Below are 21,247 nucleotides of genomic sequence, written 5' to 3' on the forward strand. Positions count from 1 at the left end.
TACTCAAATGAAAGTTTACTACGACGCCGACGCCGATCTGGGTCTGGTCAAATCGAAGAAGATCGCCGTGCTCGGCTATGGCTCACAGGGTCACGCCCATGCGCAAAACCTGCGTGACAGCGGCGTAAGCGAGGTTGCAATTGCGCTGCGCGAAGGCTCCAAGACCGCCAAGAAGGCCGAAGACGCTGGTTTCAAGGTGATGTCCAACACCGAAGCCGCCAAATGGGCCGATATCCTCATGATCCTTGCGCCCGATGAACATCAGGCCGGTATCTGGGAAAACGATCTTGCCGGTCACATGAAGCCGGGCAGCGCGCTCGCATTCGCCCACGGCCTCAACGTGCATTTCGGCCTGATCGAGGCGCCGGATGACATCGATGTCATCATGATCGCGCCTAAAGGTCCGGGCCATACGGTTCGCAGCGAATACCAGCGCGGCGGCGGTGTCCCCTGCCTCATCGCGATCCATCAGGACGCCAGCGGCAACGCGCATGACGTCGCCCTCGCCTATGCCAGCGGTGTCGGCGGCGGACGCAGCGGCATCATCGAAACCAATTTCAAGGAAGAGTGCGAAACCGACCTGTTCGGTGAGCAGGCTGTGCTGTGCGGCGGCATCACCCACCTGATCCAGGCCGGGTTCGAGACGCTGACCGAGGCGGGATATGCGCCGGAAATGGCATATTTCGAATGCCTCCACGAAACGAAGCTGATCGTCGATCTGCTTTATGAAGGCGGCATTGCGAACATGCGGTATTCGATCAGCAACACCGCTGAATATGGCGACATCAAAACCGGCCCGCGTATCATCACAGAAGAAACCAAAGCGGAGATGAAGCGTGTGCTTGCCGACATTCAGTCGGGCCGGTTCGTGAAGGACTTCGTGCTCGATAACCGCGCCGGACAGCCGGAATTGAAAGCCAGCCGCAAGGCCGCAGAAGCGCATCCGATCGAAAAGACCGGGGCCCAGCTGCGCGCGATGATGCCTTGGATCAGCGCGAACCAACTGGTCGACAAATCCAAGAACTGACCCCATTTATCCGGGCGAAATGAAACTCACCCGGAACAATGCCCTGATATTAATTGCGTGCGCGGCGGCCTGGATCTTCGTCATGATCCGGGTCGCCAATCACGAGCCGGTGTATGAACCGCGCGAGATCGTGGCCGCCCCTGCCGAGGTGGAGCGGTATGCGCGTCAGCAATTGAACGATCTCCAGCGGCGATCCTTTGCCGAACAGCGCGAATTTTGCGGCGTGATCGTCGAGGATGATCGCGGCACGCTTTCCACCCTCGAAGTGTTCGAAGGCGACATCGCCAGTTGCAGCTATGAAAACAGCGGTAAAGTCGGGCTGAAGCCGGTGGCGACGTTCCACACGCATGGCGGCGCCAGTGTCGTTTTCGATGACGAAGCGCCCAGTTTTCAAGACCTTCAAAGCGATATTGCAACCCGGCTCGACGGGTATCTCGCCACGCCGGGGGGCCGTTTCTGGCGCATCGACTGGCAATCGCAAACTGCCAATCTGGTCTGCGGCGAAGGGTGCCTTGAACAGGACCCCAATTACCGCCCCTGCCCTGCAAGCGCCCCTGAAACGCAATACGATATCAAGCGGTTGCAGGCGCGGTTCCGCAACGCCTCCGCCACTTGCTAAATCGCACAGTTCGAACCCGGCCGCTATTCGAATGGATGTGACCGAGACGACTAGGAGGAAATCAATTCGGCCACATCCGGAATGCGCGCCGTCGGGCATTCGGCGCACAAACTCCCGTTTTGAACACGCTAGTCATTTGAGACACCGCGCACATTTGGTGTTCGCACAGCCCACACAATTGGTGACACGCCGGGCAAATAATTTTGCCGGCGTCGGCGGCTGAGGCATCAGATTGCATCACGCTCGACACATCTGGCGCAATCGGCCAAGGGTCATCGCGCTTATCTGAGAGATACGATGCGACTGTCCGACTGCCACAATATCGGTGATTTTCGTGCTTTTGCCCGCGCACGGCTACCATTCCCGGTGTTCGATTATATTGACGGCGCTGCCGATGACGAAGTTACCAAGGCGCGCAACACGCAAAGCTATGATTGTGTCGATCTAGTGCCCGATGTGCTGGCCGGTGTGGAAAGCATCGATACATCGTGCACCATCCTTGGCCGGAAGAGCGCTTTACCCTTGATGCTATCGCCAACCGCGGTCCAGCGCGCATTCCATTGGCAGGGGGAAACCGCAGTCGCCAAAGCGGCGGAAAAGTTCGGTCTGTGGTTCGGCATCAGCAGCCTTGCCACCCGCTCAATCGAAGAAATCGCCGCGCTGACCGCCGGGCCAAAACTGTTTCAGCTTTACGTCCACAAGGACAAGGGGCTGAACACCCACATGATTGAACGGTGCCAGCAGTCTGGGTTCGATGCGCTGGCGCTGACGGTGGATACGATCGTATCGGGAAAACGCGAACGGTGTCTGCGCAGCGGATTTACCACCCCGCCCCGATTTACCCCGGCCAGCGTGTGGAGCTATGCCACGCGGCCGCGCTGGACTCTCGATTACCTGCTGCGCGAAAAATTCCGCCTGCCCAACCTTGATACGCACGTGACCGAGGGATCGAGCAAGGCTGTTAGCATCGCGGAATATTTCAATACGATGCTCGACACATCGATGGACTGGGACACCGCCGCTGCGATCCGTCAGCAATGGGGCGGGAAATTCGTGCTGAAAGGCGTGATGAGCGCCGGTGATGCGCGCCGTGCGGTCCAGATCGGCGCAGATGCGATCATGATCTCCAATCACGGCGGCCGGCAGCTTGACGGCGGCCGCGCGCCCTTCGACCAATTGCCTGAAATTGTCGATGCAGTCGGCGGAGAGATCGAAATCATCTGCGATGGCGGCATCAGGCGCGGCACGCACGCATTGAAAGCGCTGTGCAGCGGGGCAAGCGCGGCGTCGGGCGGAAGGCTGTATCTTTATGCACTCGCAGCTGCGGGACAGGACGGCGTAGAACGGGCACTCGGCATACTGAAAGACGAGATCGAACGCGGGATGCGCCTGATGGGCGTGACGAATATCGCCGCGCTGAACCGCGACCGGCTCCGCACACGTTAATCCAGCCCTCATATGCTGCGCTGCAGCTTAGGGTCATGAAAATGGCTGCAAATCTGCTGATAGGTGCTGCGATGTTGACGGGGTGCACCCCGTCTGTGGGCGATGCTCCGACCGAGCCCGCACCGGCTCAAATAGCTAAGGCCGATAGAGCCACACCTCTGCCAGATCTCACTCCCTGTCCCGGCATCAATCCCGATATTCGCCGCCCGGCGGGCAGCAATTGCCTCGGCATCACGCCAGATCGGTGCGGCGCTGATGCGGTCCAGCAATATGTCGGGCAGCAGGGCACCCCGGAATTGCGAGAGCGGATCGCCAAGGCGACAAACAGCGCCACCGCCGGTGATCTTCGCTGGATACCCCGCGGAACTCCCGTGATCGAAGATTTGCGCGCCCACCGCATCAATATCGAATTGGATGAAGCAGGCGTAATTGAACGGATCGACTGCTATTGACGCGGGCGCTTCGGCGCGATTTACCCTCAATGTCACGAAACTGAAACGCAAAGGGCGATTAAACACAGGGCGAGCTTAATTCGTGACGGGGGTTTCGATGAAGTCACTTGCAGTGTGTTTGACGGCGGTATGCTGCCTCACTCTGGCCGCGTGCGGAAATGACCCTGCGGCGGGCGAAACGGATACGGACGCTGCGGATTTTGCCGCGCGAATCAACAATGGAACCGCCGCGTCATCGGAACCTGCCGCGAACGCAGTGCAAGCACCCCTCGCCCAGCAATCGCCAAACGTCGCTCAGCCAATACCTCCCGCCCCGGCACCTGCCAACGCGGCTCCCGGTGCCTTTGCAGCAGGGACCGCGACCGATCCTGCATCTGCGACCTGCAATGCCAACCGGATGGGCCCTTTCATCGGAAAAGTTGCAGATTCCCGCACCCGTGTAGATATCGAGGATACTGCAGGTCCGGGCGCGCAAATCCGGTTTGTCCGGCCGGGCGGCGATTACATCGCGCCCAACCCGGAAAGCCCGCGGTTGAATATGATGCTGGACAATCAGGATATCATCCGGGACGCGCGTTGCGGCTGAAGCGTTCAAACATCGCTGATATAGAGCGCGCACAAAGCGCCCTGAGGCGTTTCATCAGCGGCACCGCTTCTCAGCTTCGCGCTTGCACCGCGCCGCGTTATCGGCAAGAAGATAGCGCATGATCCGCAGCAATGGCATCCTACTACGACTAACGCGCCCTTGGGCGTGACCGGCTGCGCGTGATACCGGCGCGGCCCACCGCTCAAGGGTGATCGCAGCAGCCAGTCTCACAAAGTTTTGAAAAGTCGTATTCCATGCCCATGCTTTCCAACCCCGCTGCCAAATACCGTCCGTTTGGCCAGATCGATCTTCCCAATCGTGAGTGGCCATCCCGCCTGATCGACAAAGCGCCGCGCTGGCTTTCAACCGATTTGCGCGATGGCAACCAGTCGATCATCGATCCGATGGACGGGGTCAAGAAAGCGCGGTTTTTCGATCTGCTAGTCGAGATAGGCGTGAAGGAAATCGAGGTCGGTTTTCCCAGCGCAGGCGCGACGGAATTCACCTTTATCAAACACCTGGTCGAATCCGGCACGATACCTGACGATGTCGTTGTGCAGGTTCTCACGCAAAGCCGCGAAGACCTGATCCGCACCAGTTTCGAAAGTCTCGAAGGCGCTCGCGCAGCCATCGTGCACCTTTACAACGCCGTCAGTCCAGCATGGCGCGATATCGTGTTCCGCATGTCGAAAGACGAAGTGCGCGAAATCGCTGTTGCCGGTGCAAAGGTCATGCGCGACGAGGCGGCGAAACGTCCGGATACAGCCTGGCAGTTCCAATATTCGCCGGAGACATTTTCCACCGCAGAGCTCGATTTTTCGATCGAGGTTTGCGAGGCGGTGATGGGCGTGCTTGCCCCGACGCCGGACGATCCGATCATTCTCAACCTCCCCGCCACGGTGGAGGCGGCGACGCCGAACATTTATGCCGACCAGATCGAATATTTCTGCCGCAACCTGCCGAACCGCGAAAGCGCGGTGATCTCGCTCCACACCCACAATGACCGCGGAACCGGAGTGGCGGCGGCCGAGCTGGGGCTGATGGCGGGCGCGGACCGGGTCGAAGGTTGCCTGTTCGGCAATGGAGAGCGCACGGGCAATTGCTGCCTCGTGACGATGGCGCTCAACCTCTACACGCAAGGCGTCGATCCCGGCCTTGATTTCTCCGATATCGACCGGGTGATCGAAACGGTCGAATATTGCAACGACCTGCCCGTACATCAGCGGCACCCCTATGGCGGGGAACTGGTCTACACCGCGTTTTCCGGCAGCCACCAGGACGCGATCAAAAAGGGTTTCGAGGCCAACGACGCGCAGAATGACGAAGAATGGCGCGTGCCCTACCTTCCAATCGACCCCGCCGATCTGGGCCGCGATTACGAGGCGGTCATTCGCGTCAATTCACAAAGCGGCAAAGGCGGCTTTGCATGGGTGTTGGAACAGAAACAGGGGCTGAAACTGCCCAAGACCATGCAGAAAGATTTTTCCAAGCACGTCCAGACACTTGCCGACACCAGATCACGCGAACTGGACGCGAATGACATTTGGGAGGCCTTCAAGGCCGCCTATCACGTGCAAACCCCGAACAAGCATTTCCAGCTGGTCGATTACGACGAGACCCGAGCGTCAGACGGCACGCGCGTTTTCTCAGGCAAGATCGCGGTCGAGGGGCAGACGCAAAGCGTGTCCGGCCGCGGCAAGGGATTGATCTCCAGCGTTATGGATACGCTGCGCGAGACATTCGGTGTGGAACTGGAAGTTGTCGATTACACGCAGCAGGCGCTGGGCAGCGGCACAGATGCAAACGCGGCGACATATCTGGAGTGCGTCGATGCATCGGGCCGCACGGTCTGGGGCTGCGGCATCGATGAAGATGTCGCAACCGCCAGTGTGCGGGCTGTCCTGTCCGCTGCGAATTCGGCGGTCGGTTAGGCCGTCAGGCTAGCGGTGGTCGCGCGGTGAAGCTTAACCTTTGACGGGTTTGCCTTTGAACGGCTTGGCTTTCTTCGGCCCGCCTTTGAACCCGCCCTTGTCCTTTGGCTTGCCTTCGAATTTGCCGCCTGGCTTGTCGTTCGATTTGCCCGCGTAAGGTTTGCCGCCAGACTTTCCGCCCGGCTTGCCTGCAAATTTACCGCCGGGTTTACCCCCCGGCTTGCCTTTTCGAAACGGCTTTGCGTGGGTTTGCCCCCCTTGGCCGCCTGGGCCGCCCTCTTTACGATTGCGGCGACCGGCATCGCGCGGCGCTTCATTGGTCATTTCGATGTGTACCGGCTTGTCATGATCGTCGGTTTCAGCCGTCCGCTGGATCGCATCGTTGAATTTGTCCGCGTGGGTGCGCGGGATCTGGAAGAACGTCTCGCCTTGCGCGATGCGGATGGCTCCGATTTCATTGCGCGTTACATGACCGCGGCGGCAGATCAGCGGCAATATCCAGCGCACATCGGCATTCTGCTGGCGGCCAATATCCATTTTGAACCAGACGGTGTCTTCAAAGCCGGGACGGTGCCGTTCCTTTTGCGCATCGCGCCGCGCCTCTGGCGTGTTGGCGGTGAGCTCTTCGGGTTCTGGCATTTTCGCCCGGTGCGTCTGGACAAGCTGGGCTGCGATATCTTCGGGGCTTTTCTCGGCGAGGATTTTCTTCGCCAGTTCCCGGTCCGCATCATCAATCTCGACCGGCTCCAGCAAGACGGACAGCAGCCGTTCGTGATCTTTTGCCTTGATTGCGTCTCGATCTGGCGCGTCAATCCATTCTGCGTTGATCTTGGCATGACGGAGCATGCTTTCGACCCGCTTGCGCCGGCTGAAGGGCACGATCAGGACCGCAGTGCCTTTCTTGCCAGCACGTCCGGTCCGGCCCGAACGGTGCTGCAACGTTTCGCCATCACGGGGTATCTCGACATGCACGACGAGGCTGACGCTGGGCAGGTCGATACCGCGCGCAGCCACGTCGGTGGCGACGCAGACGCGCGCACGCTTGTCACGCAGCGCTTGAAGCGCCTGATTGCGTTCCTGCTGGGAATGCTCACCCGACAGGGCAACCACGCCAAACCCGCGCTCCTGCAAGGTCGCATGAAGATGGCGCACCTTGTCACGCGTGCCGCAGAACAGGATCGCCGTTTCCGCCTCGTGATAACGCAGCAGGTTGACCACGGCGTTTTCGATTTCCGGCGGAGAAACGGTAACGGCCTGATAGGCGATGTCGCCGTGGCCGCGCTCTTTTCCGATGGTCGCGATACGCAGCGAGTTAAGCTGGTAACGGCGGGCCAGCGCCTCAATCGGGCGCGGCATCGTGGCGGAGAACAGCAATGTACGGCGCGACTGCGGGGTCGCGTCTAGGATTGCTTCGAGTTCCTCGCGGAAACCCATGTCGAGCATCTCGTCCGCTTCATCCAGCACCGCAACAGCCAGCTCCGACAGGTCGAGAGCGCCGCGTTCCAGATGGTCGCGCAAACGGCCCGGAGTGCCGACGACGATGGTCGCGCCGCTACGCAGCGCCTTGCGCTCTTGCGAGGGGTTCATGCCGCCGACGCAGGTCGTGACGCGCGCACCGGCCTTTGCATACAGCCAACCGAGCTCGCGGCTGACCTGCAATGCCAGTTCACGTGTCGGGGCGATAACCAATGCTTTTGGCGCGATTGCGAAAGGCACCTTGCCATTTTCATCGAGCATCTCGCCCGCCATGGCGAGGCCGAATGCCACCGTCTTGCCCGAGCCTGTCTGGGCCGAAACGACCAGATCGCGGCCAATCGCCTCCGGTTCTAGGACCGCCGACTGGACATCGGTGGCGGAGGAATATTCCCGCTCTGCCAAAGCAGATTGCAGGGTTTCGGGAAGATTGGAAAAAGACATGACAAAAAACTCGAATGGCGCACACGCGCCATGCGCAGTGAGCGGGGAAAATGGCCGACAGAATAGGGGTTGCTGGCGGGCGGAACGAACAGACGTGCCGCAGGGGTTGGTGCGCCTATACGCGATCTTTGCAGGTTTGGCTTGCGAAAAATGCTGCAATAGCGAAGGGGCGCAGTTGCGGCGGCTTTGAAGCGGACCGGTTTCCTACTCGAAATCGCATGGCTACCAGCGGCAGCATGTCCCCTTTTACCGCCCTTGCCTGCTGCCTGAATTCGTGGGTCCTACACACAATGCGAGATTTCCGCTCAGGACCGTGTAACATGCGGTCCATGTCTCGCCCAATGGCGTGGACGCGAGGCCGCAAAAGCGGTCCGATTTGGGAGAGAACGACGCCGTGACCGAAGCCATCCTTGAACCCGATCTGCCGATCATCGACCCGCATCACCACCTGTGGGACTTGCGGCCCATGCTTCCGATGTTCCCGGAGCCGCGCCACCGTTTCCTCGAGACGCTGGTTCCGGCGGCGCACTACACTTTCGACCACCTTCATGCCGACGTCACCAGCGGCCACAATGTGATCGCCACCGTGTTCATGGAATGCGGCGCGTTCTACAACGCCAGTTACGGTGACGCGAAGAAGCCAGTTGGCGAGGTCGAATTCGTTAACGGTGTGGCCGCGCAATCGGCGAGCGGGCTTTACGGTCCACTTCGTGCGTGTGCAGGGATCGTGGGACATGCAGACCTGCTGGCTGGCAGCGCAGCGGGTGATGTGCTCGACGCGCTCATTGCAGCGTCCCCCGGCAGGTTCAAAGGCATCCGGCACCAGGGCGCGTGGGATGCCGATCCAGAGGTGCTTGGCCCGCCGTTCCATGCTCCGCCAGAACTGTACCGCGACACGGTGTTCCGCGAAGGTTTCGCGGAACTTGGCAAACGCGGCCTCAGTTTCGATGCGTGGATACTGGAGCCGCAAATCCCCGACGTGATCGACCTTGCCCGCGCGTTTCCCGATACACCGATCTGCCTCGACCATTGCGGCACGCCGCTGGGCATGGCGAGCTATGCCGGCAAGCTGCACGAACGCTTCGACACGTGGCGCGCCAACATCAAGGAACTGGCCACGTGCGAAAACGTGGTCGTCAAACTGGGCGGGCTGGCAATGCACAATTGCGCCTTGCCGGAAGAAGGGCCAGCCGCAGGTGTGGGTTCCGAGCGGCTCGCGGCGCTGTGGCGGCCCTATATCGAGACGTGCATCGAAGCCTTTGGCCCGGAGCGTGCGATGTTTGAAAGCAATTACCCCGTTGACCGGTGGGGCGCGACGTATCCGGTGCTGTGGAACGCATTTAAACGCCTGACACACGGCGCGAGCGATGCTGATAAGGCCGCGCTTTACGCGGGCACGGCAGCGCGGTTCTATCGGATTGAAGAGGTGCTTGCCTGATTGCGATTTGCAACCTACCGCGCTCGCAAAGCCATCTACGGAGAGACCCATGCCCCTTCCCGCCCCGTTCGACCGTCTTCGCCTGCCGCTCATCGGTTCGCCGCTGTTCATCGTTTCGGGACCGGAGCTGGTCATTGCGCAGTGCAAGGCGGGCATTGTCGGCAGCTTTCCGGCGCTGAACGCGCGGCCGCAAACGTTGCTCGACGAATGGCTGCACCAGATCACCGAAGAACTGGCGAAGCATAACCGCGAAAACCCGGACCGCCCGGCAGCTCCCTATGCCGTCAATCAGATCGTCCACAAGTCGAACGACAGGGTCATGGCCGACATGGCGACTTGCGAAAAATGGCAGGTGCCGATGGTCATAACCTCTCTGGGCGCGCGCGAGGAGATCTTTCAGGCGGTAAGCAATTGGGGCGGCATCACCATGCACGATGTCATCAACAACCGCTTCGCCAAGAAAGCGATCGAAAAAGGCGCCGACGGGCTTATCCCTGTGGCAGCGGGCGCTGGCGGACATGCGGGCGCGCTTTCGCCGTTTGCCCTGATGCAGGAAATCCGCGAATGGTTCGATGGCCTGATCGCCCTGTCCGGCTCTATCGCGCACGGTTCATCAATCCTCGCTGCGCAGGGAATGCGCGCCGATTTCGGCTATTCAGGAAGCGCCTTCATCGCAACCGAAGAAGCGAACGCCGATCAGGCTTACAAGCAAGGGATCGTCGATGGCGACGCGAGCGGGATCGTCTACACCAACCTGTTCACAGGGGTTCACGGCAATTACCTGCGCTCTTCGATCGAGAATGCCGGGTTGGACCCGGATGACCTGCCGACCAGCGACCCGTCCAAAATGAACTTCGGCAGCGGCGGCAACACCAAGGCGAAGGCCTGGAAAGACATCTGGGGATCGGGTCAGGGCGTCGGCGCGATCAAGTCGGTCGGCTCGGTCGAAGATTTGGTCGCCCGGATGGAAGCGGAATATCACGAAGCGAAAGCGCGCCTGCTCGCCAATTCGAACTATTCGTCATGGGCCGCAATGTCTCAAGCTGCGGAGTAACCGCCGCGAGGAGCCCTACTCGCGGGTAACGCGCACATACCTGCCATTGCGCGACGGCCTTAACATCAAGATATTGCCGTCGAGCCCGACCATCCGCTCGCTGGTATCCAGCCCGCCCAGCGGCACGAGCCGGTTGATGATCCGCACACCAAGACGTCCGGCTTCGGCAGTGTCATTCGACAGCGGCTCTTCGATCCTGAGTTCCTGACCGGTCCAGAAATCGAGCCCGACGCTCTGCACTGCCCCGTCGCGCGTGTCGCGAAAGGCGACAAGGCCGGGTGCGGGGAATGCTCCGCCGTCAAGCCATGCGGTCGCGATGGATTCGAAGAAACGGCGACCGATCGCGCTGCTTGATGGCTCCCAGATTACGGCTGTGAGGTCGTCGAACTGGCGCACGAAGTCACGGGCAAGTTCGATCATACAGCGCGCGACCGGCATTGTGTGTGCAGCGCCTTTGATGTGCCGTCCGGGAAGCAGTTGCAGAGCCTCAAGCCGAAGTGCCCCTGGCCGTTCGGTCATGTCAAACATATGATCGACATCCGGCACCGCGCTCTTCGCACCGGGCGCAAGCCCGTGCAGGTCGAACGTCAGACCATCGCACAGCAATTCGGTGGATAAGCGGTTATCGCCTGTGCGCATATCTACTGGGGTGGCTTGCGGGTCACGCTTGCCCGGCTGGGCCAATTGCAGTGGACCATCGGGAAACGGATCGTTGGAAATGCTTGTGCGGCCGTGGCCTTTGAAAAATTCTCGAATAGCAGAGTGCGCCGGCCGCTTGCCACTGGCAAACAGCAAATGCAGTCCGGTGCCGTTCGCAGGCTGAAATTCAGAAATTAGTAGAACCCTCCTGCAATCCGCGAACCTGATTTTGGCAAGCGGACCGAACCTCTTCGGTTCATCTCATAACCGCCGAGCACTGAATTCCAATGCGAATTTGTAATCGTCTGACATCAAAATATGCCGGCATGGATCCCTTCTATCAGCGCGAGGCCCATATCACCCGCGTCATCCAGAGCGGATTGAGGGACCTGTTTGGCGGCGAGGATCGCTTCGGGTGTCTGCGCATCAATGTTGACGATTGCGTGCTCCGCCACCCGCTTCAATCGCCAGCCCTTCACAATCCGGTCAAGCTGGCGCTGCGCCCCCTCCCCGTCCGATCCTGCTGCGATAATGGTGGCGTAAGGCCGCCCCTCGATCTGGCCGAGGACCGGGTAATATGTGCGGTCGAACATCTCTTTCATCTCGCCGCTCAATGCGCCGAGGTTTTCAGGGCAGATAAACAGGTAACCCGCCGCTGATAGCAGATGGTCGGCGGTGACATCGCTTGCCCGAATTAGCAGCGCGTCGCCGGGTCGCGCAGCAGATCGCGCCAACGCTTCACTCGCGCCAGTGCGACTGTGCCACACGACCAGCAAGGTTTTAGACGAAGCATCCGAGGGCATTGGAAGAAGGAAGCCCGCTCGGCTGTAGATTGTCAATGCCGGGCGGGTGTTGCACCGCGCCGTGATCGGGTATCATGCTGCAATGGCAACCCGATCCCTTTCCAACGTCCTAGGTGTTTCAAAATCGCTGAATGGCCGCGCCTGGCTTTGGCGGGGCGGCAATATGGACCTTGGCGAATCCTCCGCATCGGGGATGAGCAGCCTCGATTACGATATCCTCTCGCAGCTGCTGATGACGCGCGGCGTGGCAGCGGATGATGTATCGCGCCATGCCAATCCGACCATGCGCGGTTTCCTTCCTGATCCGTCGGAATTTCGCGATATGGATCAGGCCGCTGAACGCATCGCGCAGGCGATCCTCGCTCAGGAAAAAGTGACCGTTTACGGCGATTATGACGTCGATGGAGCGACCAGTGCGGCCCTTCTTGTGGAGCTGCTCAGCGATCTGGGCCTGAACGCCGAATACTACATTCCCGACCGCCTGCTCGAAGGGTATGGCCCCAGCGGAGAGGCATTGGTCAAACTGGCAGAAGCCGGGTCTAGCCTAATTGTAACCGTCGATTGCGGCGCGATGGCGCATGAGGCACTGGGCATGGCCCGCGATGCGGGGGTCGATGTGATCGTGGTGGATCACCACAAATGTTCTGCCGACCTTCCCCCGACAGTCGCTTTGGTCAATCCAAACCGGCTCGACGAAAATGACCTCGCCGCCAGCCACGGCCATCTTGCCGCCGTTGGCGTTGCGTTTCTGCTGGGAATTGCCCTCACGCGGACATTGCGAGCGCAGGGTTTTTTCAAGGATCGCAAAGAGCCCGATCTGATGAGCCTGCTCGATTTGGTTGCACTGGGCACGGTCGCTGATGTTGCCGCGCTGCACGGGTTGAACCGGGCATTTGTTTCGCAGGGGCTGAAGATACTCGCCCGGCGCGACCGCATTGGCATGTCGGCCCTGATGGATGCGAGCCGGCTGAAACGTTCGCCGCAAGCGAGCGATCTGGGTTTTGCGCTGGGCCCGCGCATCAATGCTGGCGGGCGTATTGGCGAATCGACACTGGGCGTGCGGCTGCTGACCACCAATGATCCCGAAGAAGCGCGCGCCATCGCCGAGCAATTATCCCAGCTTAACGAAGAACGCCGCGCGATCGAGGCAGAGGTGCAGGAACAGGCCGAGGACCAGATCGCCGCGCAGCACAACATGTCGGTGCAGGTGCTGTCGGGTGATGGGTGGCATCCCGGCGTCATCGGCATCGTGGCTGGTCGGATCAAGGAAAAGACCGGCAAACCCTCCATCGTCATCGCTAACGATACAGCCGATGGCACCGGCAAGGGATCAGGGCGCTCCATCAGCGGCGTTGATCTTGGCGCAGCTATTATCGCAGCGCGCGAACAAGGTCTGCTGGTCGCAGGCGGCGGACATGCGATGGCGGCTGGCCTTACAATTGAAAGCGCCAAATTGCCCGCGTTCGCAGAATTCCTCGACACCCGGCTGGCCCGCGATGTCGAACGTGCCCGCGCAGAGCAATCCATGCAGCTTGATCTGTCACTGGCCCCGGGCGGACTGACGCCGGACCTCGTGAACACCCTTGATGCGGCTGGTCCATATGGCGTGGGCTGGCCTGCGCCGCGCATTGCGGTGGGCCCTGTGCGCATCGTTAAAGCCGATATCGTAGGCAAAGATCACCTGCGCATCATCGCGGCAGGCGAAGATGGCAGATCGTTCAAAGGAATCGCATTCAGGGCCGCAGAGACCGAAATGGCGCAGACCCTGCTCCACCGCAGCAAGGGGCGCCGCTTCCACCTTGCAGGACGGGTAAAGATTGACGACTGGGGGCCAAGACCTGCCGCCGAACTCCATCTCGAAGACGCCGCATTCGCCGATTGACGGATTGCGCCGATAATTTTTCCAGAAACCGGCGCATACGGGCTTGACCGATTCCTCACACACCCCTAGATGCGCGCTCTCGCAAACGAGCGTGGCCCCTTCGTCTAGCGGTTAGGACGCGGCCCTTTCACGGCTGAAACACGGGTTCGATTCCCGTAGGGGTCACCACCTTTTCTTACATTGGTGTGACACACTGCCCCGCCCTCGCTCGGGCTGGAAAGCGTGCGTTTGCGCGCTTTGCCCGCATGGCGCTGTGCGCATGGGACCCTAGGCGCTTTCAACGCGCAGCTTATGGGGTTAAGGCACCTGCGCTATGAGCTTGAGGGACACCATTCCAGTCGCGGGCATTATGCTGGCTATTGTGACGTTTGTCGCAATGCTGATGCTGGGCCTTGATCCGATTATCTCGCTGACGGTGCTTGGCGTGTGGATCGGCTCTTTGATGCTGGACATAAGCGGTGCGCCAGAACCTGAAAGAGTGGTGGTGGACCAATCTTTCAGCGTCGATTCGATGCGCAAGCTCCTCGAAAATTCATCGACCCCAGTCCTAGTGACAGAGAAAAACACCATCGCCATTGCCAACGCAGCGGCGCGCCGCATTCTGGGCCAGCACATGGTCGGGCAGGACGCCCGCGTCGCCTTCCGCCAGCCCGAGGCAATCGCGCTTTTCAACAAGGACCGCAGTGGCCGCGCGATAGTGCGCGGACTCGTCAGGCGGCAGGACATCTGGGAAATCAACCGCCAGACGGTCTATCGCGGCGTTGCGGTGATTGAGTTGATCAATCAAACCGCAGAGGCAGACATCAGCCGTGCACACACCGATTTCGTCGCCAACGCCAGTCACGAACTGCGCACCCCGCTTGCCGCGATCCTCGGCTATGTCGAAACTCTGAGCGAGAGCAATGACAGTCTGGATTCGCCGACCTCGCAAAAATTTCTCGGCATTATCGAACGCGAAGGCAAACGACTGCAAAGCCTGATCAGCGATCTGATGAGCCTGTCGCGGGTGGAGGCGGAAAAGCACGACTTGCCCACAGATCTAATCGAATTGCCGGGGATGGTGGAGCGTGCGGCTCAGGACGCTGCAGGTCCGAACCGCGCCGAACAACTGGTGCTAAGCCTGTCGGCCGAAGCAAAGGTGCGCGGCGATCGCCAGCAATTGGAACAGGTGATCCGCAATCTCGTCGACAATGCGCTGAAATATGGCACTCCGGGCTCACCGGTCAACGTAACGCTGGACCGGTCACGGGACAGCCAGGCGCGCATCACCGTTGTCGATCAGGGCGAAGGAATCGCGCCGGACCAGCTGCCCCACCTTACCCGCCGATTCTATCGCACCGATCCTGGCCGCAGCCGCGCGTCGGGCGGAACCGGTCTTGGCCTTGCCATTGTAAAACACATTGTCGAACGCCATCGCGGCAGGCTTGAGATCGACAGCGATCTTGGCAAAGGGACACGCGTTTCGGTCCGATTACCGCTGGCGGAACAGGGTGATAGCGCAAAATCCGGTGCCGTGGCAGCAAACGCCGATCCGATTGCCTGAGGCCGATTACTTGAGAATTGTCTTTGCAGTGTCTTATTTTTTGAACATCGCGCCTGCATGGGGCACCAACCACGATAAGGCTGATGGGGATCGAAGCCGCGATCCTCGCAGTGAACGCGATCCTCGCAGTGAACTTGCGGGCATTCACACGCATTCGGTTTACGGACAAGTCGCCTTGGGCGCTCAGGGGAAACAGGTTTAACTCATGTCGCCGATCACGCTCATTCTGATTGCCATCGGGCTGGGTCTGGCAGGGTGGCTGGCTGGCCGCGCAAAGGCGTGGAGCTTTCAAAAGGCCAGCCCCGACGTGCGCCCGATCGCGCGCCCGACCTATCACGCATGGTATGTGGCACTCTGGATTGTCATTCCAGTGCTCGCATTCGTCACCCTATGGTCCTTCATCGCGCCGCAGCTTGTCACGCAAAGCGTCCTGACCTCTCCCGGCGCGCAAAGCTTGCCAGCCTTTGGTTTTGAACGCGATTCATGGTTGGCAGAGGCGCGAACAGTCGCGCTTGGCAATGCACCGGGCGTGTTCAATGACGGTGCGGATGCACTGGTAGAGCCTTTTCGCGAGGCGATCAGCCGCTACAACCTGATCGGTATCATCCTTACCCTGATGATCGGTTTTGCAGGCGGTGCTTTTGCGTTCCTGCGTGTGCGCCCCGACTTCAAGGCGCGCACCCGGGTAGAGCGGACGGTGATGATCATCCTGCTGCTTGCCTCGCTGGTGGCGATCCTGACGACATTCGGCATTTTCGCGAGCCTGGTGTTTGAAACCTATCGGTTCTTTACGCTCGTTTCGCCGGCCGATTTCTTTTTTGGCACATTCTGGGGCCCTGACCCGATGAGCGCCGCCGACAATCCCGATGGGTCACGCTATGGCGCGATCCCGCTGTTCTGGGGCACGCTGTTCATCGGTGCGATCATTGCCATGATCGTCGCCATCCCGCTCGGGCTGATGAGCGCGATTTACCTGACCCAGTATGCTGATCCAAAACTGCGGCAATGGGTTAAGCCGGCGCTAGAGATTCTCGCCGGTGTTCCAACCGTTGTTTACGGGTATTTCGCCGCGCTCACCATTGCCCCGGCCATCCGCGATGCAGCGGTTGCTATCGGGATCACTAGCGCATCGACGGAAAGCGCGCTTGCCGCAGGTATCGTCATGGGCGTGATGATCATTCCGTTCGTCTCGTCGATGGCCGACGATTCCATCGCCGCTGTGCCGCGCGCCATGCGCGATGGCAGCTATGCAATGGGCGCGACGAAATCGGAAACGATCAAAAAAGTCCTGTTTCCCGCCGCTCTCCCCGGCATTGTCGCAGGGATCATGCTCGCGGTCAGCCGTGCAATTGGCGAGACCATGATCGTGGTCATGGCCGCTTCAACCGCAGCCAATCTCAGCGCCAATCCGCTCGACCGGATGACCACTGTGACCGTGCAGATCGTGAAACTTCTGACCGGTGAACAAAGCACCGATCACCCGACATACCTCAGCGCATTCGCCCTTGGATTTGCGCTGTTCCTCGTCACCCTTGTGCTAAATGTCATCGCGCTGCGCGTCGTGAAACGGTTCCGTGAAGCTTATGAGTAATACAGCCAACCCTGCCGCCGGTGCTGCGCCGATGATGACCGCCGATAATGTCGGACCCACCCGAACGGGCGAGTTCGAACAGCGGCTGGCCAAACGCTACCGCGCCGAACGCAATTTCAAACGCATGGGCCAGGGCGCGATCCTGTTCTCGGTCGCGGTGCTGATCTTTCTCCTCGGCAATATGCTGCTGAACGGAATTGGCGGTTTTCAACGCGCCGAACTCGAAGTGCCAATCGACTTTCCCGAAAGCGGGGTCACCGGCGACGAAGTTTCGCTGACTGCGCCATCCGCGCTTCAGGTGCTCGAATTGCAGGGCCTCGACGAAGTCGTCTATTTCTACGCCGAAGAAGCTCTTGGCGAAGAGGCCGCCAGTCAGGTCAGCCGTGAAGCCTGGCGCGATGTTGCTGCTGCCTTGCAGGCCGATCCATCGCTGATCGAGCGGTCAGAAACCTTCTATCTTCCGGCGTCGTCAGACCTCGCCGCCGGTCTTGCTGGAGAGGGTTCGCCAGAGATGCAGGCGCTCGCGCAGCAATTGGAGGCAGAGGGCAAGCTTGCAGAAAACTGGGATCTTGGCTTTCTCTCGCGCTCGGACGCCACCAGCCCTCAGGCTGCGGGGATCTGGGGCGCGCTTAAAGGTTCGATCCTGACCATGATCGTGACCTTCCTGCTCGCCTTCCCGATTGGCGTTCTGTCGGCGCTGTATCTGGAGGAATACGCTCCGAAAAATCGCTGGACCGACCTGATCGAGGTTTCGATCAACAATCTGGCGGCGGTCCCTTCGATCATTTTCGGTTTGCTGGGCCTGTCGGTGTTCCTGTGGCTCTTTCCCAATTACCGCTCTGCACCGCTTATTGGCGGGATGACGCTGGCGCTGATGACGATGCCTATCATCGTGATTTCGGGCCGCAACGCGATCAAGGCTGTGCCGCCGTCCATCCGCGACGGCGCATTGGCAATCGGCGCATCGCCGGTGCAGGTCGTGTTCCATCACGTGCTCCCGCTTGCAATGCCGGGCATGTTGACAGGCACGATCATCGGCATGGCGCGCGCGCTCGGTGAAACCGCGCCGCTGCTGCTGATCGGTATGCGCGCCTTCGTCGCGACGCCGCCGGATGGCTTTACGTCGCCATCCACTGTACTACCGATGCAAATCTTCCTGTGGTCCGATGAAATCGACCGCGGCTTCGTTGAGCGCACAAGCGCGGCGATCATCGTACTCCTGCTGTTCCTCCTGTTGATGAACGGCCTCGCAATCTACCTTCGCAACAAATTCGAGAAGACCTGGTGACTGTCATTCACGAAAATATGGAAGACACCGCCGCCAAAATGAAGGCGCGCGATGTCTCGGTCTATTACGGCGACAAGAAAGCCATCGACGAGGTGTCGATCGACATTTCGCCCGATTATGTGACCGCGTTCATCGGCCCGTCGGGCTGCGGAAAATCGACCTTCTTGCGGTGCTTCAACCGCATGAACGACACGATCCCGTCGGCCAACGTGACCGGCCTGATCGAACTGGACGGCGACGACATCCATTCCAACGCGATGGACGTGGTGCAGCTGCGCGCGCGTGTTGGAATGGTTTTCCAGAAACCGAACCCGTTTCCGAAATCCATCTACGAAAACATCGCCTACGGCCCGAAAATTCACGGCCTCGCTGAAAAGAAGGCTGATCTTGATGCTGTGGTCGAAAAATCACTGACCCGCGCTGGCTTGTGGGACGAGGTGAAGGACAGGTTGGAGGATTCGGGCACCGCGCTGTCCGGCGGTCAGCAGCAGCGTCTCTGCATTGCGCGCGCTATTGCGGTCGATCCCGAAGTTATCCTGATGGACGAGCCAGCATCCGCGCTCGACCCCATTGCCACAGCCAAGATTGAGGAGCTGATCGATGATCTATCGGGCCGTTACGCCATCGTGATCGTCACCCATTCCATGCAGCAGGCTGCGCGCGTCAGTCAGCGCACCGCGTTCTTCCACCTTGGGCAAATCGTTGAATATGGCCGCACATCGGACATCTTCACCAACCCGATCGAAGACCGCACCAAAGATTATATCACCGGACGGTACGGCTGATGGCCGACCATACGGTCAAAGCGTTCGATGAAGACATTACCCGGCTTCGCGGCCTGATCGCGGAGATGGGCGGCCTTGCCGAAGTGGCCATCCAGGAAGCGCTGGAGGCGATGGTTCGCGGTGATGAAGAGCTGGGTGACCGGGTGGTTGCGCGCGATAAAAAGATCGATGCGCTCGAAGCGGAAGTCGACAAGCTGGCCGTGCGCATCATTGCGTTGCGTGCGCCGATGGCCGACGATTTACGCGAAGTGATCGCAGCTTTGAAAATTGCCGGCGTGATCGAACGGATCGGCGATTACTCGAAAAACATCGCCAAACGTGTTCACATGATCGAGGGGCGCGACCGGTTCGAACCGCTCACGCTGCTGCCTGCGATGGGCGATCTGGCGGGCGAAATGGTGCACGACGTGCTGACCGCATATGCCGCGCGCGATCCCGAACTGGCCCGCGAAGTTATCACGACAGATGCGAAGGTTGACGCCTTCTACAACAGCATTTTTCGCAATCTTGTCAGCCACATGGTCGAAAACCCTGCCACCATTTCCAGCGCCGCGCAGCTGCTGTTTGTCGCGCGCAACCTGGAACGGATTGGCGACCACGCGACCAATGTGGCTGAAATGGTGCACTTTGCCGCGACCGGCTCTTACCCGCCAGAGGAAGACCGTCCCTAGGCGCTTATTCTTTGGCTGTGGAAAGATAGCAGGGCACCATGTCATAAAACGGTAGCCGATTTGCAACATGACCCGGAACGAAGGCACGATAGGTTGTGCCGGGGGTGAGAGGGAGTTGTGCGAATGTCTGCCGCCAAACTGCTGCTGGTCGAAGATGATCCGGCGCTGTGCGAACTGCTCGAATATCGTTTTCAGAACGAAGGGTACGATGTCCGCTCCACCAGCGACGGTGACGAAGCGTTGGTTCTGGCAAGCGAAGACGTGCCCGACCTCATCATCCTCGACTGGATGATCGAAGGCACCAGCGGCATCGAGGTTTGCCGCCGCCTGCGCCGTGACAAGGAAACGGCCCATGTGCCGATCATCATGCTCACCGCGAGAGAGGCCGAGGATGACCGTGTTCGCGGGCTTGAAACAGGCGCCGATGATTATCTGACAAAACCGTTTAGCCCGCGCGAATTGCTGGCGCGCGTGGCGGCAGTGATGCGGCGTATCCGCCCCGCCCTCGCCGGAGAGACAATCGAAGTCGGCGATATCAAACTGGATCCTGTCGCGCACAAGGTTCAACGACGCGGCAATTCGCTTCAGCTTGGCCCGACCGAATACCGTCTGCTCAAATTCTTCATGGAAAGCCCGGGCCGCGTGTTCAGCCGGGGCCAGCTGCTTGACGGGGTATGGGGCACGGGCAGCGATATCGAATTGCGCACGGTCGATGTGCACATCCGCCGCCTTCGCAAGGCTATAGTGGTCGACGGGGCGAAAGATCCGATCCGCACTGTCCGGTCAGCCGGCTACGCGCTCGAAGTGGCCTGATTTGTGAGCCTGACCTGACTTAGCGGCAAACACCGCTCCAGCGGCCCTGCTGGTCGAAATGGAAATGGTTCGCATGGGCCGCGTTGTAATCGGGTGAAAGCACGGTTGCGAAAACATTGCAGGCTCCGCCGCGCACTTCGCGCAGAAATCGCGCCTTGTCGCCTCCCTCGTCCCAATCATCCAGCACACTGATGCGCGTTCCGTCGGTCAAGACGAATGCAGAGATATCGATTGCATTGGCACTCGCATGTTCGCTCCATGCGCCCTCTTCGCGGCCATAGAGGCGGCGGCAGGAATAGGCGCCGAGATGCTCGATCCGGGAAAGCTCGCTACCGAAAATTGTTTGCGCTGCAGGAGCCACGCTTTTGGTGCGCCACAGTTCAAGCGCGGCGGCGACCGGACAAGTGACTGAAGGGGTGTCCGGCGCGAGAGGATAATTATCGAGCTGCGTGCGGTCGGGCCGTTCGCACGCGGCGTTGCCAGTGCCCTCAAGCGCGCGAAATTCCACCTCGCTGCGCTCCAGCGTCACGCGGCACAGCTCCACATCATCTTTAAGCGCCGCCAGCTTGCCAGCGGTCGCCATGCCGATGGGGTGGCGCAGATCGAGCGGTGCCCACGGGTTATCTTCAGGGTGCGCCTCGAGCCAGCTCCATGCCGCGATCAATGCTGCGAACAGGGCGAGCAAGCCGATTACGCGCCGGTCGCCGCGAAACTTGCCAATTTTGCGGCTGATGTTTTTCTTCTGCGTTTTGCGAGACATGC

Annotated in this window: 19 protein-coding genes and 1 tRNA gene; 16 read left to right on the forward strand and 4 right to left on the reverse strand. The window is 60.1% G+C overall.

The window, feature by feature from the left end; all coding sequences use genetic code 11:
• Positions 1–7 precede the first annotated feature (7 nt).
• From ilvC to leuA, 6 genes are all read left to right on the forward strand, one after another.
• Positions 8–1,027: a ketol-acid reductoisomerase gene (ilvC, locus tag ACGHU1_RS01615; protein WP_390582764.1), complete on the forward strand. Its 1,020-nt coding sequence runs from the start codon at positions 8–10 to the stop codon at positions 1,025–1,027.
• 19 nt (positions 1,028–1,046) lie between these two features.
• On the forward strand, positions 1,047–1,646 hold the full coding sequence (locus ACGHU1_RS01620; RefSeq protein WP_390582765.1) for a DUF4329 domain-containing protein: 600 nt from the start codon (positions 1,047–1,049) through the stop codon (positions 1,644–1,646).
• 297 nt (positions 1,647–1,943) lie between these two features.
• Complete coding sequence (locus ACGHU1_RS01625) at positions 1,944–3,092, forward strand: alpha-hydroxy acid oxidase (RefSeq protein WP_390582767.1); 1,149 nt, start codon at positions 1,944–1,946, stop codon at positions 3,090–3,092.
• 41 nt (positions 3,093–3,133) lie between these two features.
• The gene (locus tag ACGHU1_RS01630) at positions 3,134–3,544 is read left to right on the forward strand and encodes an I78 family peptidase inhibitor (RefSeq protein ID WP_390582769.1); all 411 of its coding nucleotides are present in this window, start codon (positions 3,134–3,136) and stop codon (positions 3,542–3,544) included.
• A 97-nt stretch (positions 3,545–3,641) separates the two neighbouring features.
• On the forward strand, positions 3,642–4,130 hold the full coding sequence (locus ACGHU1_RS01635; RefSeq protein ID WP_390582771.1) for a hypothetical protein: 489 nt from the start codon (positions 3,642–3,644) through the stop codon (positions 4,128–4,130).
• A 254-nt stretch (positions 4,131–4,384) separates the two neighbouring features.
• On the forward strand, positions 4,385–6,061 hold the full coding sequence (gene leuA / locus ACGHU1_RS01640) for a 2-isopropylmalate synthase (protein WP_390582772.1): 1,677 nt from the start codon (positions 4,385–4,387) through the stop codon (positions 6,059–6,061).
• 33 nt (positions 6,062–6,094) lie between these two features.
• On the opposite strand, the gene ACGHU1_RS01645 is transcribed toward leuA, so the two are convergent.
• Complete coding sequence (locus tag ACGHU1_RS01645) at positions 6,095–7,978, reverse strand: DEAD/DEAH box helicase (protein WP_390582774.1); 1,884 nt, start codon at positions 7,976–7,978, stop codon at positions 6,095–6,097.
• 394 nt (positions 7,979–8,372) lie between these two features.
• On the opposite strand from ACGHU1_RS01645, the gene ACGHU1_RS01650 reads away from it, so the two are divergent.
• Together ACGHU1_RS01650 and ACGHU1_RS01655 are read left to right on the forward strand one after the other, a co-directional pair.
• Positions 8,373–9,416: an amidohydrolase family protein gene (locus tag ACGHU1_RS01650; protein WP_390582776.1), complete on the forward strand. Its 1,044-nt coding sequence runs from the start codon at positions 8,373–8,375 to the stop codon at positions 9,414–9,416.
• 49 nt (positions 9,417–9,465) lie between these two features.
• Positions 9,466–10,470, forward strand: a complete 1,005-nt coding sequence (locus ACGHU1_RS01655) for an NAD(P)H-dependent flavin oxidoreductase (RefSeq protein WP_390582778.1) — start codon at positions 9,466–9,468, stop codon at positions 10,468–10,470.
• A 15-nt stretch (positions 10,471–10,485) separates the two neighbouring features.
• Here the strand turns inward: ACGHU1_RS01655 and ACGHU1_RS01660 are convergent, their stop codons facing one another.
• Together ACGHU1_RS01660 and ACGHU1_RS01665 are read right to left on the reverse strand one after the other, a co-directional pair.
• Positions 10,486–11,265, reverse strand: a complete 780-nt coding sequence (locus tag ACGHU1_RS01660; protein ID WP_390582780.1) for a hypothetical protein — start codon at positions 11,263–11,265, stop codon at positions 10,486–10,488.
• A 155-nt stretch (positions 11,266–11,420) separates the two neighbouring features.
• A complete protein-coding gene (locus ACGHU1_RS01665) occupies positions 11,421–11,912 on the reverse strand; it encodes a flavodoxin family protein (RefSeq protein WP_390582782.1) in 492 nt (163 codons plus the stop codon).
• 82 nt (positions 11,913–11,994) lie between these two features.
• On the opposite strand from ACGHU1_RS01665, the gene recJ reads away from it, so the two are divergent.
• The 8 genes from recJ (at position 11,995) to phoB (ending at position 20,485) form a co-directional block, all read left to right on the forward strand.
• Positions 11,995–13,794, forward strand: a complete 1,800-nt coding sequence (gene recJ / locus ACGHU1_RS01670) for a single-stranded-DNA-specific exonuclease RecJ (protein ID WP_390582783.1) — start codon at positions 11,995–11,997, stop codon at positions 13,792–13,794.
• Between the two features lie 93 nt (positions 13,795–13,887).
• A tRNA-Glu gene (locus tag ACGHU1_RS01675) sits at positions 13,888–13,962 on the forward strand.
• Positions 13,963–14,107: 145 nt separating this feature from the next.
• On the forward strand, positions 14,108–15,337 hold the full coding sequence (locus tag ACGHU1_RS01680; RefSeq protein WP_390582785.1) for a sensor histidine kinase: 1,230 nt from the start codon (positions 14,108–14,110) through the stop codon (positions 15,335–15,337).
• Positions 15,338–15,542: 205 nt separating this feature from the next.
• Positions 15,543–16,928 (forward strand): phosphate ABC transporter permease subunit PstC, encoded by a 1,386-nt coding sequence (pstC, locus tag ACGHU1_RS01685; protein WP_390582787.1) that lies wholly within the window; start codon positions 15,543–15,545, stop codon positions 16,926–16,928.
• Between the two features lie 31 nt (positions 16,929–16,959).
• Positions 16,960–18,216 (forward strand): phosphate ABC transporter permease PstA, encoded by a 1,257-nt coding sequence (gene pstA / locus ACGHU1_RS01690; RefSeq protein WP_390583174.1) that lies wholly within the window; start codon positions 16,960–16,962, stop codon positions 18,214–18,216.
• 17 nt (positions 18,217–18,233) lie between these two features.
• Positions 18,234–19,001, forward strand: a complete 768-nt coding sequence (gene pstB / locus ACGHU1_RS01695; protein WP_390583176.1) for a phosphate ABC transporter ATP-binding protein PstB — start codon at positions 18,234–18,236, stop codon at positions 18,999–19,001.
• Positions 19,001–19,672 carry a phosphate signaling complex protein PhoU gene (gene phoU, locus ACGHU1_RS01700; protein WP_390582789.1) on the forward strand — a complete coding sequence of 224 codons (672 nt, stop codon included), beginning with the start codon at positions 19,001–19,003 and terminating at the stop codon, positions 19,670–19,672. Before pstB ends, phoU begins: the two co-directional genes overlap by 1 nt.
• 123 nt (positions 19,673–19,795) lie before the next feature.
• Positions 19,796–20,485 carry a phosphate regulon transcriptional regulator PhoB gene (gene phoB / locus ACGHU1_RS01705; protein ID WP_390582790.1) on the forward strand — a complete coding sequence of 230 codons (690 nt, stop codon included), beginning with the start codon at positions 19,796–19,798 and terminating at the stop codon, positions 20,483–20,485.
• A 19-nt stretch (positions 20,486–20,504) separates the two neighbouring features.
• Here the strand turns inward: phoB and ACGHU1_RS01710 are convergent, their stop codons facing one another.
• Positions 20,505–21,245 carry an extensin family protein gene (locus tag ACGHU1_RS01710; protein WP_390582791.1) on the reverse strand — a complete coding sequence of 247 codons (741 nt, stop codon included), beginning with the start codon at positions 21,243–21,245 and terminating at the stop codon, positions 20,505–20,507.
• Between the last annotated feature and the right edge of the window lie 2 nt (positions 21,246–21,247).

The sequence above is a fragment of the Erythrobacter sp. MTPC3 genome, assembly GCF_042854385.1.
Lineage (GTDB): Bacteria > Pseudomonadota > Alphaproteobacteria > Sphingomonadales > Sphingomonadaceae > Erythrobacter.

Bases quoted from the DNA above. Each gene is read 5' to 3' on its own strand.
- ilvC (WP_390582764.1), top strand. From the start codon at position 8: ATGAAAGTTTACTACGACGCCGACGCCGATCTGGGTCTGGTCAAATCG.
- ACGHU1_RS01620 (WP_390582765.1), top strand. From the start codon at position 1,047: ATGAAACTCACCCGGAACAATGCCCTGATATTAATTGCGTGCGCGGCG.
- ACGHU1_RS01625 (WP_390582767.1), top strand. From the start codon at position 1,944: ATGCGACTGTCCGACTGCCACAATATCGGTGATTTTCGTGCTTTTGCC.
- ACGHU1_RS01630 (WP_390582769.1), top strand. From the start codon at position 3,134: ATGGCTGCAAATCTGCTGATAGGTGCTGCGATGTTGACGGGGTGCACC.
- ACGHU1_RS01635 (WP_390582771.1), top strand. From the start codon at position 3,642: ATGAAGTCACTTGCAGTGTGTTTGACGGCGGTATGCTGCCTCACTCTG.
- leuA (WP_390582772.1), top strand. From the start codon at position 4,385: ATGCCCATGCTTTCCAACCCCGCTGCCAAATACCGTCCGTTTGGCCAG.
- ACGHU1_RS01645 (WP_390582774.1), bottom strand. From the start codon at position 7,978: ATGTCTTTTTCCAATCTTCCCGAAACCCTGCAATCTGCTTTGGCAGAG.
- ACGHU1_RS01655 (WP_390582778.1), top strand. From the start codon at position 9,466: ATGCCCCTTCCCGCCCCGTTCGACCGTCTTCGCCTGCCGCTCATCGGT.
- ACGHU1_RS01665 (WP_390582782.1), bottom strand. From the start codon at position 11,912: ATGCCCTCGGATGCTTCGTCTAAAACCTTGCTGGTCGTGTGGCACAGT.
- recJ (WP_390582783.1), top strand. From the start codon at position 11,995: ATGGCAACCCGATCCCTTTCCAACGTCCTAGGTGTTTCAAAATCGCTG.
- ACGHU1_RS01680 (WP_390582785.1), top strand. From the start codon at position 14,108: ATGAGCTTGAGGGACACCATTCCAGTCGCGGGCATTATGCTGGCTATT.
- pstC (WP_390582787.1), top strand. From the start codon at position 15,543: ATGTCGCCGATCACGCTCATTCTGATTGCCATCGGGCTGGGTCTGGCA.
- pstA (WP_390583174.1), top strand. From the start codon at position 16,960: ATGATGACCGCCGATAATGTCGGACCCACCCGAACGGGCGAGTTCGAA.
- pstB (WP_390583176.1), top strand. From the start codon at position 18,234: ATGGAAGACACCGCCGCCAAAATGAAGGCGCGCGATGTCTCGGTCTAT.
- phoU (WP_390582789.1), top strand. From the start codon at position 19,001: ATGGCCGACCATACGGTCAAAGCGTTCGATGAAGACATTACCCGGCTT.
- phoB (WP_390582790.1), top strand. From the start codon at position 19,796: ATGTCTGCCGCCAAACTGCTGCTGGTCGAAGATGATCCGGCGCTGTGC.
- ACGHU1_RS01710 (WP_390582791.1), bottom strand. From the start codon at position 21,245: ATGTCTCGCAAAACGCAGAAGAAAAACATCAGCCGCAAAATTGGCAAG.